Origin of the sequence: Serratia sp. CY37869 (assembly GCF_052168895.1) — a bacterium.
Taxonomy (GTDB): Bacteria; Pseudomonadota; Gammaproteobacteria; order Enterobacterales; family Enterobacteriaceae; genus Serratia; species Serratia ureilytica.
Genome location: NZ_JBJNLU010000002.1, coordinates 893,100 through 908,618 on the forward strand (window position 1 = coordinate 893,100; position 15,519 = coordinate 908,618).

A 15,519-nucleotide genomic window follows, 5' to 3' on the forward strand; every position below is an offset into this window, starting at 1 on the left:
AGCTAACAGGAACCTGGAGAGCCTTTCTTGAGCCAGGAATATACAGAAGATAAAGAAGTTACCCTGAAAAGACTCAGCAGTGGCCGGCGTTTGCTGGAAGCTGTGCTTATCGTGGTAGCGATTTTTGCCGTTTACCTCATGGCTGCGCTGGTCAGTTTCAACCCGTCTGACCCAAGCTGGTCGCAGACCGCGTGGCATGAGCCGATTCACAATCTGGGCGGCGGTGTCGGGGCCTGGTTGGCCGATACGCTGTTCTTCACCTTCGGGGTGCTCGCCTACGCGATACCGCCGATCATGCTGGTCCTGTGCTGGGCGGCTTATCGCCAACGCAGCAACAGAGACTACATCGACTATTTCGCGCTTTCCCTGCGCCTGATCGGCACCCTGGCGTTAGTGCTCACCTCCTGTGGGTTGGCGGCGCTGAACGTTGACGATCTCTATTACTTCGCCTCCGGCGGCGTGATCGGCAGCCTGCTGAGCAACGCCATGTTGCCGTGGTTCAACGGCATCGGCGCTACGCTGGCGCTGCTGTGCGTATGGGCGGCGGGGTTGACGCTGTTTACCGGCTGGTCCTGGCTGGTGATCGCCGAGAAGATCGGCGGGGCGGTGTTGGGCGTTGCGACGGTGATGACCAATCGCTCACGCCGCGAAGAGCGCTATTTCGAAGATGACGAGCGTTACGTTGACGACGAGCCTGAGCAGGCAGGGAAGGGTGCCGCCGCAGCGGTTGCCGCGACCGCCGCCGGAGCAGCGGCCGCCGATGACGACGTGCTGTTCTCCGCGCCTTCGGTTACCGAAAGCGCCAAAGCGGCGGCGGAAGACGCCACCGATCCGTTGCTCAGCGGCCTGCGCGCCGACGATGGTGAGCTTGAAGCAGAAGCCGCACCCAGCGCGCCGGTGGCTTCGCCTGCACCGACGGTGAAGGCAGAGATCCACGAGCCCGTCGCTGCACCGATCGCCGCTCAGGCGCCGTCGGTAACGGTGGCGCCGGCCGCGCCGGCCTCGGTCAATCAGCACCCGGTAAGTGCGCCGGCGCAAGACGCTACGCCGCCGCTGTATTCCTTCGAGATCCCGGAAGAAACGCCTGCGCCTAAGGCGACGCGTCCTGTCGATCCTTATCAGGATGACGATGAGCCGCGCCTTGGCAACTGGCAAGAGCCGGCCGCGCCGCAGCCGCCGGCGCGTTCTCCCTTTGATTTTACCGCCGCACAGCGTGACAGCGTTGACATCGGCAGTTCGAGCGGTTTCAGCGCCACCGGCGCCAAACCGCAGCCGGATACGGCGGCAGCCGCTGCTGCGGGCGTTGCGGCGGCGACCTTTATGCCGGCCTTCACGGCGACCAGCGACGGCAATCCGCAGGTTAAGCAGGGCATCGGCCCTGAGCTGCCGCGGCCGAACCCGGTGCGCATCCCGACCCGTCGTGAGCTGGCTTCCTACGGCATCAAGCTGCCTTCGCAGCGTGCGGCCGAACAGGAACAGCGCCAGACAGAGGCGGAGCCTCAACAGCTGACGGCGGCGAACCCGCAGGAAGAAGAGGCGCTGCAAGAAGCCGCGCTGCGCCAGGCGTTCGCCGAGCAGCAAAGCCAGCGCTACGGCGAAAGCTACGCGTCGGAGCAGGATGATGAACAGGCTCAGCAGGAGGCTGAGCTGAGCAAAGCGTTCGCCGAGCAACAGAGCCAGCGTTACGGCGAAGACCAGCAGGACGACGAAGCGGCGCGGCAAGAGGCCGCGCTGCGTCAGGCATTCGCCGAGCAGCAGCAGGCACGCTACGGCCAGCAAGAACCGGCCCCGCAGGCGCCGGCCGCCAGTCCGGTCGATACCCGCAATGCTTTCAGCTTCTCGCCGATGGCGGATCTGGTGGACGATGGTCCGAGCGAGCCGATGTTCACGCTGTCGCCGCAGCTTGAAGAGCGCATTGAACTGGAAAGCGAACAAGAGGACGACGTGCCGTTCGGCCAGTTTGAGCCTGCGGCGCCGGCTGCTCAACCTCAGCAATCGCACCCTCAGCCTCAACAATACCAGCAGCCGCAGCAACAACCGTATCAGCAGCCGTCGCAGCAGCAATATCAGCATCAGCAGCCGCAGCAACAGCCGCAGGTGCAGCAGCCTCAGCAACCTCAGGCCGAGCAGCATCCGGCGATGGACAGCTTGATTCACCCGTTCCTGATGCGCAACGATCAGCCGCTGCAGAAACCGACCACGCCTCTGCCGACGCTGGATCTGCTGACCGAAGCGCCGAAAGAAGTGGAGCCGGTCGATTCCTTCGCGCTGGAACAGAAAGCGCGCCTGGTGGAGGCCAGCCTGGCCGATTATCGCGTGAAAGCCGACGTGGTGGACATCCTGCCGGGGCCGGTCATCACCCGCTTCGAGCTGGATCTGGCGCCGGGCGTTAAAGCGGCGCGCATTTCCAACCTGTCGCGCGATCTGGCGCGCTCGCTGTCGACTTCGGCGGTGCGCGTGGTGGAAGTGATCCCCGGTAAGCCTTATGTCGGTCTGGAGCTGCCGAACGCCAAGCGGCAAACGGTATACCTGCGCGAGGTGCTGGATTGCCCGGCCTTCCGCGACAACCCGTCGCCGCTGTCCATCGTATTGGGTAAAGACATCTCCGGCGAGCCGGTGGTGGCCGATCTGGGCAAAATGCCGCACTTGCTGGTCGCCGGTACCACCGGCTCCGGTAAATCGGTCGGGGTCAACGCCATGATCCTGAGCATCCTGTATAAGGCCACGCCGAAAGAAGTGCGCTTTATCATGATTGACCCGAAAATGCTGGAACTGTCGGTTTACGAAGGCATTCCGCACCTGTTGACCGACGTGGTCACCGACATGAAAGACGCCGCCAATGCGCTGCGCTGGTGCGTGGGCGAAATGGAACGCCGCTATAAGCTGATGTCAGCTCTGGGCGTGCGTAACCTGGCCGGCTACAACGAACGCGTCGATCAGGCCGAAGCGATGGGGCGTCCGATCCCGGATCCGTTCTGGAAACCGACCGACAGCATGGACATCACGCCGCCGGTGCTGGAGAAAGAGCCGTACATCGTGGTGATGGTCGACGAATTCGCCGATCTGATCATGACGGTCGGCAAGAAGGTCGAAGAGCTGATCGCCCGTCTGGCGCAAAAAGCGCGTGCGGCGGGCATCCACCTGGTGCTGGCGACCCAGCGTCCGTCGGTGGATGTGATCACCGGCCTGATCAAGGCCAACATCCCGACGCGTATCGCCTTTACCGTGTCGAGCAAGATCGACTCCCGCACCATCCTCGATCAGGGGGGCGCCGAGTCCTTGCTGGGCATGGGTGATATGCTTTATCTGGCGCCGAACTCCTCGATCCCGGTGCGCGTACATGGTGCATTCGTGCGCGATCAGGAAGTGCACGCGGTGGTCAAGGATTGGAAAGCGCGCGAGCGGCCCCAATATAAAGAGGGCATTCTCAGCGGCGGTGAAGACGGCGAGGGCGGTGCCGGCGGCGGTATGGACGGTGACGAAGAGCTGGATCCGCTGTTTGATCAGGCGGTGGATTTCGTGGTGGATAAACGCCGCGCCTCCATCTCCGGCGTACAGCGCCAGTTCCGCATCGGCTATAACCGCGCCGCGCGCATCATCGAACAGATGGAAGCGCAGGGCATCGTCAGCGAGCAGGGGCACAACGGCAACCGCGAGGTGCTGGCGCCGCCGCGGCACGATTGATGGTCGTTTAGCCATTGCAACTCAATAAGAAAGGGCCGCTTAAGCGGCCCTTGTGCAAAGAAGCGTAAACCCGTTTCTTCTCGGAACATTGGCCTACCGGCCGTTCACCGGCTTCGGGTAAAGTAACGGGGTAAAGGGTTGATTTGACCCGCACGGCGCCGCCTTGCGGTTAACGCATTTCATAAGGTATCTGGAATAATGAAAAAACTGTTAGTTGCCTGCTGTCTGCTTTCGGGATTCGCTTCTACCTCCGTGCTGGCCGACGCCGCACAGGATCTGCAAAGTCGCCTGGCGAAGGTGAACAGTTTCCACGCCAGCTTCTCGCAAACCGTGACCAGCGCCGACGGCGCCGCGGTGCAACAGGGTGAAGGCGAGCTATGGGTGAAGCGGCCGAACCTGTTCAACTGGCACATGACGTCACCCGATGAGAGCGTGCTGGTCTCCGATGGCCAAACCCTGTGGTTCTATAACCCGTTCGTTGAGCAGGTGACGGCGACCTGGCTGAAGAACGCCACCGGCAATACGCCGTTTATGCTGATCACCCGCAACAATGCCAGCGACTGGAAGCAGTACAATGTGAAGCAAAAGGGCGATGATTTCGAGCTGACGCCGAAATCCGCCAGCGGCAACCTGAAGCAGTTCGCCATCAGCGTGACCAACAGCGGCACCATCCGCAGCTTCGCCGCGGTGGAGCAGGACGGCCAGCGCAGCGCTTATACGCTGAAAAGCCAGCAGAACGTCACCGCCGATCCGGCCAAATTCAAATTTACCCCGCCGAAGGGGGTGACGCTGGACGACCAGCGCCAGTGAGGTGCAAGTGAGTAATAATCTGTCGCTCGATTTTTCCCAGAACGAGTTCCAGCCGTTGGCCGCGCGTATGCGGCCGACCACGCTGGCGCAGTATATCGGCCAGCAGCACCTGCTGGCCGCCGGCAAGCCGCTGCCGCGCGCCATCGAGGCCGGGCAGCTGCACTCGATGATTTTATGGGGGCCGCCGGGCACAGGGAAGACGACGCTGGCAGAGCTGATCGGCCGTTACGGTCAGGCGGACGTCGAACGGATCTCCGCCGTGACCTCCGGGATCAAGGAGATCCGCGAGGCGATCGAGCGGGCGCGGCAAAACCGCGACGCCGGCCGTCGCACTATTCTGTTCGTCGATGAAGTGCACCGCTTCAACAAAAGTCAGCAGGACGCCTTCCTGCCGCACATTGAAGACGGCACTATCACCTTTATCGGCGCCACTACCGAAAACCCTTCGTTCGAACTGAACTCGGCGCTGCTGTCGCGCGCCCGCGTCTATTTGTTGAAGGCGCTGACCGCCGAAGACATCGGCCAGGTGCTGGATCAGGCGATGAACGACAAGGCGCGCGGTTTTGGCGGCCAGAACGTCGAGCTGCCGGCGGAAACGCGCCGCCTGCTGTCGGAGCTGGTGGGGGGCGATGCGCGCCGGGCGCTGAACAGCCTGGAAATGATGGCGGACATGGCGGAACTCGACCCCAAAGGCGTACGGGTGCTGACGCCGGAGCTGCTGAAGGAGGTGTCGGGCGAGCGCAGCGCGCGCTTCGACAACAAGGGCGACCGTTATTACGACCTGATTTCCGCGCTGCATAAATCGGTGCGTGGTTCGGCGCCGGACGCCGCGCTGTACTGGTATGCGCGCATCATTACCGCCGGCGGCGATCCGCTCTATGTGGCGCGCCGTCTGTTGGCGATTGCCTCTGAAGACGTGGGCAACGCCGATCCGCGCGGCATGCAGGTGGCGATCGCCGCCTGGGATTGTTTCACCCGCGTGGGGCCGGCGGAGGGCGAGCGCGCCATTGCGCAGGCGATTGTTTACCTGGCCTGCGCGCCGAAAAGCAACGCGGTTTACACCGCGTTCAAGGCCGCCATGCGCGACGCCAAAGAGCAGGCCGATTATGACGTGCCGGAGCATTTGCGCAACGCGCCGACCAAGCTGATGAAGGAAATGGGGCTGGGGGCGGAATACCGTTACGCTCACGACGAACCCAACGCCTACGCCGCCGGCGAGAACTACTTCCCGCCCGAAATGGCCAACACGCGCTACTATCAACCGACCTCGCGCGGGCTGGAAGGGAAAATCGGCGAAAAGTTGGCATGGCTGGCTGAGCAGGATCAAAATAGCCCGACAAAACGCTACCGCTAGCGTGGCCGTTGCGGTAAGGTTAGCGGGTATCACTCTTCTTTTATGCGGCTATAAATCAGCCGCATAGAACAACAACACTTCTTTCAATAACAACAAGCACAGGATTAGCATGCTCGATCCCAATCTGCTGCGTAATGAGCTAGACGCAGTCGCCGTCAAACTGGCTCGCCGAGGCTTTAAACTCGATCTGGATCTGCTGCGTTCGCAGGAAGAACGCCGCAAAGTTCTGCAGGTAGAAACTGAAACGCTGCAAGCGGAACGCAACTCCCGATCGAAATCCATCGGCGCGGCCAAAGCGCGTGGGGAAGACATCGAGCCGCTGCGTCGCGAAGTGAACGAGCTGGGTGACAAGCTGGATGCCGCCAAGGCGGAACTGGATGCGCTGCAGAGCGAGATCCGCGATTATGCCCTGACGCTGCCTAACCTGCCGGACGACGCCGTGCCGGACGGTAAAGACGACAGCGAAAACCTGGAAGTCACCCGCTGGGGTGAACCGCGCCAATACGACTTCGCGGTGCGCGATCATGTCGATCTGGGCGAAATGGCCGGCGGGCTGGATTTTGCCGCCGCGGTTAAGCTGACCGGTTCGCGCTTCGTGGTGATGAAAGGGCAAATCGCCCGCATGCACCGCGCGCTGTCCCAGTTCATGCTGGATCTGCACACCGAACAGCACGGCTACCTGGAGGCCTACGTGCCTTACCTGGTCAACCACGCCACGCTGTACGGCACCGGCCAACTGCCGAAGTTCGGCGAAGACCTGTTCCATACCCGCCCGCTGGAAGAAGAAGCCGACAGCAGCAACTACGCGCTGATCCCAACGGCGGAAGTGCCGCTGACCAACCTGGTGCGCGACGAGATCGTGGAAGAGGAAACTCTGCCGCTGAAGATGACTGCACACACGCCATGCTTCCGTGCGGAAGCCGGTTCTTACGGCCGTGACACCCGCGGTTTGATCCGTATGCACCAGTTCGACAAGGTCGAAATGGTGCAGATAGTCCGTCCGGAAGATTCGATGGATGCCCTGGAAGAGCTGACCGGACATGCGGAGAAAGTGCTGCAGCTGCTGAACCTGCCTTACCGCAAGGTGCTGCTGTGCACCGGCGACATGGGCTTCGGCGCCTGCAAGACCTACGATCTGGAAGTGTGGCTGCCGGCGCAGAACACCTACCGCGAGATCTCGTCCTGCTCCAACATGTGGGACTTCCAGGCGCGCCGCATGCAGGCTCGCTGCCGCAGCAAGGCCGACAAGAAGCCGCGTCTGGTCCACACGCTGAACGGCTCCGGCCTGGCGGTCGGCCGTACACTGGTAGCGGTGCTGGAAAACTACCAGCAGGCCGACGGTCGCATTCAGGTGCCTGAAGTGCTGCGTCCTTATATGGGCGGCCTGGAATACATCGGTTAAACGGCAAAGCATTTGAAAAAAGCGCCTGCGGGCGCTTTTTTTTATGTTGGAAATTCAGTCTGTCGCCAGCGCGTAGGCCTGTTTAATGTAGTCCGCCAGGTGCTTGCTTTTCACTTCGGCGGGCGTGTGGAGCTTGATGTGCCGCCGATATTGGCCGTTGCCTTCAAGTTGCTGATAGCGATCTTCCAGTCGGTGCCCTTGGCCGAATTCCACCGTGACGTGATTGCGGTAGGCGAAAACGCCGCAGAAAAATTGAGTATGCGAGAACATGATGCCGCCGTATTTGACCGATTCGGTGATGCCACTGCCGCTCGCCGTGGCGACCCGACGCACCTGTTGTACGATCTCCAGCAGCTCACCGTGCGTGCTGCCGATGTCTGCCAGCAAGGTCTCGACCGCCGCATTATTTGCCTGAATCATCTCGCTTCTCCGTCGTTAAATCCGCTCTGCGCTGAGCATAGCGCTTTTTCAGCCGCTTAGCCGGAAACAAATCGTGCGCTGGAATGATAAGAGGCGATTGACTTTTTTATCGCCAGTGGCATGATGCGCGCACTCTCATTGCGCGTTCGGTCACAATTTCACTATGTCCGCTTACTCCCGCCCGGTGCTCTTATTGCTCTGCGGCCTCTTGCTGCTCACGGTATCCATTGCCGTTTTGAATACGTTAGTGCCGCTTTGGTTAACCCATGCTCAGCTGTCGACCTGGCAAGTGGGTATGGTCAGCTCCTCTTATTTCAGCGGCAACCTGTTGGGCACGTTGGTAGCGGGCAAACTGATCCAGCGCGTTGGCTTCACCCGCAGCTATCATCTCTCTTGTTTGCTGTTCGCCGCCGCGACCGCCGGCATGGTGCTGTCGATCGATTTCTGGAGCTGGCTGGGCTGGCGCTTCTTCGCCGGCGTCGGGTGTGCCTGGATCTGGGTGATCGTGGAGAGCGCGCTTTTGCGCAGCGGCAATTTGAGCAACCGTGGCCAGCTGCTGGCGGCCTATATGATTGTCTATTACCTCGGTACGGTGACCGGCCAGTTACTGTTGAGCATGACCTCGACCGAATTGCTGCACGTGGTGCCGTGGGTGACCGCGATCGTGATCAGCGCCATGCTGCCGATGCTGTTTGCGCGGGTCAACCGCCATGAAGACGAGCCGCAGCAGGCGGCGGTATGGACAATGTTGAGACGCCGCAGCGCGCGCCTGGGCATCAACGGCTGCATCATCTCCGGCATCGTGCTCGGCTCGCTGTATGGCCTGATGCCGCTGTATCTCTCTCATCAGGGCATGAGCGACGCTAACGTCGGCTACTGGATGGCGCTGTTGGTCAGCTCCGGCATCGTCGGCCAATGGCCTGTCGGGCGCCTGGCCGATCGTTACGGGCGCCTGCTGGTGCTGCGCATTCAGGTGTTTGTGGTGATCCTCGCCAGCGTGGCGATGCTCGGCAACTACGCCATGGCGCCTTCACTGTTCATCCTCGGCTGCGCCGGCTTTACCCTGTATCCGGTGGCGATGTCCTGGGCCTGTGAGAAGGCAATGCCGCACGAACTGGTGGCGATGAACCAGGCGCTGCTGATGAGTTATACCATCGGCAGCTTGCTGGGCCCATCGATGACGGCGCTGCTGATGCAGAACTATTCCGACCGCGTGCTGTTCGTGATGATAGCCGCCGTGGCGTTGGTTTACCTGCTGATGCTGCTGAAAAAGCAGAAGCCGGATCGCCATCACACGCCGTTCGCCGCCGCCTGAGCATAAAAAAAAACCGGCCATGAGCCGGTTTTTTCTTTGGCGCTGCGTCAGTCAGTAAATCACTTTGTGGCCGTAGCTTTCCAGGATGCCTTTGACGCGATCCATGGTCTCGGCCTTCGGCGGATGTACGCCGTCCAGTTTGTACTCTTCCCCCATCGCTATCCATTTGTGCTTGCCCAGCTCGTGGTAAGGCAGCAGCTCGATTTTCTCGATGTTGGTCATGTCTTTGGTGAACTCGCCCAGCAGGTGCGCCGATTTATCGTCGTCTGACCAGCCCGGCACCACCACGTAACGGATCCAGGTGCGCTGGTTGCGTTTCGCCAGATAGCGGGCGAATTCCAGCGTGCGGTGGTTGGAGACGCCGACCAGATTCTGGTGGATCTCGTCGTTCATCTGTTTCAGATCCAGCATCACCAGATCGGTGGTGTCCAGCAATTCGTCGATCACCGGATCGTAGCGGCGCACGAAGCCATTGGTGTCCAGGCAGGTGTTGATGCCTTCGGCATGACAGGCGCGGAACCAGTCGCGCACGAATTCAGCCTGCAGGATCGCCTCGCCGCCGGACGCGGTCACGCCACCGCCGGAAGCGTTCATGAAGTGGCGGTAGGCCACCGCGTCTTTCATCAGCTCTTCGACGGTCACTTCTTTGCCGCCGTGGGTGTCCCAGGTGTCACGGTTATGGCAATAGAGGCAGCGCATCAGGCAGCCCTGGAAGAAGACGATAAAGCGGATCCCGGGCCCATCGACGGTGCCGCAGGATTCGAAGGAGTGGATGCGACCAGTTACTGACATTGCGGGGTTTTCTCCAATATGGACTGTCAAACGCAGTCTAAAAATAGGCGCGTGGCCGCCGGCCAGGTATCTGCGATGCAGCGGCGGGGATCCGCCACCGGGGGTAATGATGCCTGTCGGCCGGTCAGTTGCCGGATAACTGTTTTGCCGGCTATCCATTTCAGTATAGATGTCCGGCAAAACAGACTCGTACAGAGTCAGGGGAGAGCGGTGGGAGAAAAGGGCCGGCAGAACCGGCCCTGACGTTGGCACAGGGCGGTTTCCCGCCCGGTCGGCGTTATTACATCGTTTGAGTGAAGGTACGAGTAATGACGTCCTGCTGTTGCTCTTTGGTCAGCGAGTTGAAGCGCACGGCGTAACCGGAGACGCGGATGGTCAGCTGAGGGTATTTCTCAGGATTTTCCATCGCGTCCAGCAGCATTTCGCGGTTCATTACGTTGACGTTCAGATGCTGGCCGCCCTCGATGGAGGCTTCATGGTGGAAGTAACCATCCATCAGGCCCGCCAGGTTGGCTTTACGCACGTCGTCGTCTTTACCCAGCGCGTTAGGCACGATGGAGAAGGTGTAGGAGATCCCGTCTTTCGCGTAGGCAAACGGCAGTTTGGCTACCGAGGTCAGGGAGGCGACTGCACCTTTCTGGTCACGGCCGTGCATCGGGTTGGCACCTGGGCCGAACGGTGCGCCTGCGCGGCGGCCATCCGGGGTGTTACCGGTTTTCTTACCGTACACCACGTTGGAGGTGATGGTCAGTACGGACTGAGTCGGTACCGCGTTGCGGTAGGTGCGCAGTTTCTGAATTTTCTTCATGAAACGTTCCACCAGGTCGCAGGCGATGTCATCGACGCGGGCGTCGTTGTTACCGAACTGTGGATACTCGCCTTCCACTTTAAAGTCGATAGCCAGGCCGTCTTCGTCGCGAATGGTGGTGACTTTCGCGTACTTGATGGCGGACAGGGAGTCGGCCGCAACGGACAGACCGGCGATGCCGCAAGCCATGGTGCGATAAACGTCACGGTCATGCAGCGCCATCAGCGCAGCTTCGTAGCTGTACTTGTCGTGCATGTAGTGAATGATGTTCAGCGCGGTCACGTACTGCTTGGCCAGCCAATCCATAAAGTGGTCCATGCGGGCCATGACTTTGTCATAGTCCAGCACTTCGTCCATCATCGGCGCTTCTTTCGGGCCGACCTGCATTTTCAGTTTCTCGTCAACGCCGCCGTTGATGGCGTACAGCATGGTTTTCGCCAGGTTGGCGCGGGCGCCGAAGAACTGCATTTGCTTACCGACGATCATCGGGCTGACGCAACAGGCGATGGCGTAGTCATCGTTGTTGAAGTCAGGACGCATCAGGTCGTCGTTTTCGTACTGTACGGAAGAGGTGTCGATGGACACTTTCGCCGCGAATTTCTTGAAGTTCAGCGGCAGCTTCTCAGACCACAGGATGGTCATGTTCGGCTCCGGAGACGGCCCCATGGTGTACAGGGTGTTCAGGAAGCGGAAGCTGTTTTTGGTGACCAGGGTACGGCCGTCGACGCCCATACCGGCCAGGGATTCAGTCGCCCAGATTGGGTCGCCGGAGAACAGTTCATCGTACTCAGGGGTACGCAGGAAGCGCACCATACGCAGTTTCATCACCAGGTGGTCAATCAGTTCCTGCGCTTGCTCTTCGGTCAGTTTGCCCGCCTTGATGTCGCGTTCGATGAACACGTCGAGGAAGGTGGACACGCGGCCGAAGGACATGGCGGCGCCGTTCTGGGATTTCACCGCGGCCAGGTAGCCGAAGTAGGTCCACTGCACCGCTTCTTGGGCGCTGGTGGCCGGGCCGGAGATGTCGTAACCGTATTTGGCGGCCATCTCTTTGATCTGAGCCAGAGCGCGATGCTGTTCAGCGATCTCTTCGCGCAGCTGGATGGTCATTTCCAGGTCTTCGCCGTTTTCCAGTTTTTCCTGCAGCGATTTGAACTGGTTCAGCTTGTCGGCCATCAGGAAGTCGATGCCGTACAGCGCCACGCGGCGGTAGTCGCCGATGATGCGGCCACGGCCGTAAGCGTCTGGCAGACCGGTCAGCACGCCGGATTTACGGCAGTTCAGGATGTCTTTGGTGTAAACGTCGAATACGCCCTGGTTGTGGGTTTTACGGTATTCGGTGAACACTTTTTTCAGCTGCGGATCCAGTTCGCGGCCGTACACTTTGCACGAACCTTCGACCATTTTGATGCCGCCGAACGGGATCAGCGCGCGTTTCAGAGGGGCGTCGGTCTGCAGACCCACGATGGTTTCCAGCTCTTTGGCGATGTAACCCGCGTCGTGAGAAACGATGGTTGAAGCAACGTTGGTGTCGAAATCAACCGGCGCATGAGTGCGGTTTTCCAGTTTGATCCCTTCCATAACCTTGTCCCACAAGGTGGTGGTGGCTTGAGTTGCGCCAGCCAGGAAGGATTCGTCACCTTCATAAGGCGTGTAGTTTTTCTGGATGAAGTCACGAACGTTGACTTCATTCTGCCAGTCACCCTTGCTGAAACCTTCCCAAGCGTTGGCTAATTTCTCGTTAAGTTCGGTCATTGTACACCTACCTTTGATTGTGGATTTCTAACTCTGCGCGCGGTAACTCACAGCTTAGTGCTGTTCGCGGCCCCCGCGCAGATAAATTACCCAGTAAGTCAACCCAACCAGCAGACCGCCGCCGATGATGTTACCAATGGTGACCGGAATCAGGTTGTCGATGATGAAGTTGCTTACTGTCAGATGAGCGAATTGCTCAGGTACCGCCCCTACGGCTTGCCAGAACTCCGGCGTGGCGAAGTGTTTGACCACGATGCCCATAGGGATCATAAACATGTTGGCGATGCTGTGTTCGAAGCCGCTGGCGACAAACATACCGACCGGCAGCACCATGGCGAGCATCTTGTCGGTCAGGGTACGGCCGGAGTAGCTCATCCAGACCGCCAGGCAGACCATCAGGTTAGCCAGAATGCCGAGGCAGACGGCTTCGATAAAGGTGTGATGCAGCTTGTGGTCCGCGGTTTGCAGAACATTCAGGCCCCACTGGCCGTTGGCGACCATATACTCGCCGGAGAACCAGATCAGCGCCACGAAGAACAGCGCGCCGACCAGGTTGCCGAGATAAACGTTCAGCCAGTTGGCGCCCAGTTGGCCCCAGCTGATGCGGCCGCTGGCCTTGGCGATGACGATAAGCACGGTAGAGGTGAACAGGTCGGCGCCCGACACCACCACCAGCATTAACCCGAGAGAGAAACAGATGCCGCCGACCAGTTTCGCCAGCCCGAAAGGCACGCCGGCGGTGCCGGTGGTCGCCGTAATGTAGAAAACGAAGGCGATGGAAATGAAGACACCGGCGGTGATCGCCAAATAAAACGTTTTCAGCGGATGTTTGGTGGCTTTATACACGCCGGCATCTTCAGCGATTTTCGCCGTTGCCGCAGGTAAAATCAGATCGAATGGGCTGTCAGTTTTCAAACTAACTCTCGCTCTTAAGGGTTAAAACAACGCAATGAGATACTAGCAAAGCAGTATAGGGGAAAATTTGATTTGGATCATAAGGCGGGGAAGTAGAGCACCAAAATGGCATGTTTTTAGTGTGGTTTTTATGTCTAATTAATTGAATTTAAACAAAAAACAATTTTTTAATGTTTGCAATTTTTTTTGAATTCACCCGGTGTGCCGAGGGTGTCAAAGTTAAATTTTTAGGCGTTTTGTCGCCGTTCGTCGCTGAAAGTTTAATTATCGGTTAATTATTATTTCACCGTCCGGCAACAATCGCCGGTTTATTTATTCTTATGCTCGTTTAACCGCCTATTTTCCTGCGGGAAAATAAAACAGAATGCGTTGAAATAAACCGCAAAATGAAAACGCCGCAGCGGAGTGCGGCGTTTGACCGGGAGGGTACCCCAAAAGTGGCGGTACCCCCAATGGCGATTAGGCCTTGGCCCAGTGACGGCGCTTGGCCGCCTGCAGCTTCTCGTAGGCCGCCAGCAGCGCCTGATGGGCCGGCAACGCCTTCAGATCGGCATCGACGGCGAACAGCCCGTTGAAGCGCTCTTCACCGCTGATGGCGGCCGAGGCCGCGTCCACCGCTTCCTGGCCGTACATTTTCACGAACGCGGTATAGTATTGCGCCGCTTCGCGCTCAGGCTCCTGCGCCAGCAGCAACAGCGTTTGCAGGCAACGGTAGTAGTTGCTGCGCGCCGGGCTCAGCACCGAGGCGTTGAAGTCCTGCGTCCATTCGGTCCAAATCAGCGCCTGATCCAGATCGCCGCCCGCCAGCGCCAGCATCGACTTCAGCTCGCCCACGCGCAGGGTATACCAGGCGTTGTCTTTGCCGCTGGCAATGCCCAGCAGTTCGCGTACGCGGGTGAAATCGTCCAGCCCTTCGTCGTCCAACTGCTCGATCAGCGCCAGGTATTCTTCCGGCTCCCACTCGCTGCCCGGCAACGCCAGCAGCGTATCGCGCAGGTGCGCGCCCATGCTGTTGTTGGCCAGCAGCAGGTCTTCCGCCGGGTAGATATCGGACATGCCCGGCACGATGATGCGGCAAGCGTAGACGCCCAGGTGTTCGTAGTCGGCGATGTACACTTCCGCGTCTTCTTTGTCGAAGATGCTCATCAGGGTGGCGAACTCTTCCTGCGTGCTGCCGCTGAAGTTCCAGTCAACGAACGGATAGTCCGCGTCCTGCTTGAACAGATCCCAAGAGATCAGACCGCTGGAGTCGATGAAGTGCGTTTCCAGGTTGGTGTGTTCCGCCACTTCTTCGTCATCGAAGGTCGGCGCGGTGAACACGTCGAGATCTTTCAGGCTGCGGCCCTGCAGCAGTTCGGTCACCGTGCGCTCCAGCGCCACGCCGAAGTCCGGGTGCGCGCCGAACGAGGCGAAGCAGGTGCCGTTGGTCGGGTTGAACAGCACCACGCAGATCACCGGGTAGTTGCCGCCCAGCGAGGCGTCGTAGGAGAGGATTGGGAAACCTTCCTCCTCCAGCTTGGCGATGGCTTCCACCACGCCCGGGTAGCGGTTCAGCACCTCGTCCGGGATCGCCGGCAGGCTGATGGATTCGGCGATAATGCGGTTTTTCACATAGCGCTCGAACACTTCCGACAGGCCCTGCACGCGCGCTTCGTTGGCGGTGTTGCCGGCGGACATGCCGTTGGAAACATACAGGTTGCCGATGATGTTCATCGGAATGTATACCGTTTGCTGATCGGACTGACGGGTGAACGGCAGCGCGCAGATGCCGCGATCGGCATTGCCGGACTGCAGATCGACAAGATCGCTGGCGCTCAGCTCTTGTTGCGGATCGTAGAAGGCGTGCAGACGCTCGTCGAGGATGCCGGCCGGCAGCGCATCGTCCGCTGGGATCGGGAACCATTTCTCATTCGGGTAGTGTACGAAGTCGCCTTCGGCGATCTGCTTGCCCAGATAGAAATCGGCGAAGAAGTAGTTGGTGGACAGGCGCTCGAAATATTCACCCAGCGCAGAGGCCAACGCGGCTTTTTTGCTGGCGCCTTTGCCGTTGGTGAAGCACAGCGGACAATCGCGATCGCGAATGTGCACCGACCATACGTGCGGCACCGGGTTCAGCCAGGAGGCTTCTTCGATGTTGAAACCGAGATCGCTCAGTTTCTGCTGGAAACGGGCGATGGAATCTTCCAGGGCGGCGTCTTTACCGGGGATAAAAGTTTGCGTCATTGTCTTCACTTTTTGCGCGTACTAAAAACGCGCAATGATAC

General features: G+C 59.7%; 10 protein-coding genes. 5 read left to right on the top strand and 5 right to left on the bottom strand.

Features of this window, described 5'->3' with window-relative positions; all coding sequences use genetic code 11:
* Positions 1 to 27: 27 nt before the first annotated feature.
* The 4 genes from ACJ8J1_RS14650 to serS all read left to right on the top strand — a co-directional run bounded on the left by ACJ8J1_RS14650 (position 28) and on the right by serS (position 7,250).
* On the top strand, positions 28 to 3,684 hold the full coding sequence (locus ACJ8J1_RS14650) for a DNA translocase FtsK 4TM domain-containing protein (protein WP_033642553.1): 3,657 nt from the start codon (positions 28 to 30) through the stop codon (positions 3,682 to 3,684).
* 198 nt (positions 3,685 to 3,882) lie between these two features.
* Complete coding sequence (gene lolA, locus ACJ8J1_RS14655) at positions 3,883 to 4,494, top strand: outer membrane lipoprotein chaperone LolA (protein ID WP_033642555.1); 612 nt, start codon at positions 3,883 to 3,885, stop codon at positions 4,492 to 4,494.
* Positions 4,495 to 4,561: 67 nt separating this feature from the next.
* Positions 4,562 to 5,848, top strand: a complete 1,287-nt coding sequence (locus ACJ8J1_RS14660) for a replication-associated recombination protein A (protein WP_050594446.1) — start codon at positions 4,562 to 4,564, stop codon at positions 5,846 to 5,848.
* A 109-nt stretch (positions 5,849 to 5,957) separates the two neighbouring features.
* Positions 5,958 to 7,250 carry a serine--tRNA ligase gene (serS, locus tag ACJ8J1_RS14665; protein ID WP_033642556.1) on the top strand — a complete coding sequence of 431 codons (1,293 nt, stop codon included), beginning with the start codon at positions 5,958 to 5,960 and terminating at the stop codon, positions 7,248 to 7,250.
* A 54-nt stretch (positions 7,251 to 7,304) separates the two neighbouring features.
* Here the strand turns inward: serS and ACJ8J1_RS14670 are convergent, their stop codons facing one another.
* Positions 7,305 to 7,670, bottom strand: a complete 366-nt coding sequence (locus tag ACJ8J1_RS14670; protein ID WP_033642557.1) for a DUF1801 domain-containing protein — start codon at positions 7,668 to 7,670, stop codon at positions 7,305 to 7,307.
* Positions 7,671 to 7,833: 163 nt separating this feature from the next.
* Between ACJ8J1_RS14670 and ACJ8J1_RS14675 the strand changes: the two genes are divergently transcribed.
* Positions 7,834 to 8,985, top strand: a complete 1,152-nt coding sequence (locus tag ACJ8J1_RS14675; protein WP_033642558.1) for an MFS transporter — start codon at positions 7,834 to 7,836, stop codon at positions 8,983 to 8,985.
* 51 nt (positions 8,986 to 9,036) lie between these two features.
* Here ACJ8J1_RS14675 and pflA read toward each other — a convergent pair whose 3' ends face one another.
* From pflA to ycaO, 4 genes are all read right to left on the bottom strand, one after another.
* A complete protein-coding gene (gene pflA / locus ACJ8J1_RS14680; RefSeq protein ID WP_031299859.1) occupies positions 9,037 to 9,777 on the bottom strand; it encodes a pyruvate formate lyase 1-activating protein in 741 nt (246 codons plus the stop codon).
* A gap of 280 nt (positions 9,778 to 10,057) precedes the next feature.
* Positions 10,058 to 12,340 carry a formate C-acetyltransferase gene (gene pflB, locus ACJ8J1_RS14685; RefSeq protein WP_004928286.1) on the bottom strand — a complete coding sequence of 761 codons (2,283 nt, stop codon included), beginning with the start codon at positions 12,338 to 12,340 and terminating at the stop codon, positions 10,058 to 10,060.
* Between the two features lie 54 nt (positions 12,341 to 12,394).
* Positions 12,395 to 13,255, bottom strand: a complete 861-nt coding sequence (gene focA, locus ACJ8J1_RS14690) for a formate transporter FocA (protein ID WP_019454548.1) — start codon at positions 13,253 to 13,255, stop codon at positions 12,395 to 12,397.
* 459 nt (positions 13,256 to 13,714) lie between these two features.
* Positions 13,715 to 15,478, bottom strand: coding sequence for a 30S ribosomal protein S12 methylthiotransferase accessory factor YcaO (gene ycaO / locus ACJ8J1_RS14695; RefSeq protein WP_033642559.1), 1,764 nt, complete (start codon positions 15,476 to 15,478; stop codon positions 13,715 to 13,717).
* Between the last annotated feature and the right edge of the window lie 41 nt (positions 15,479 to 15,519).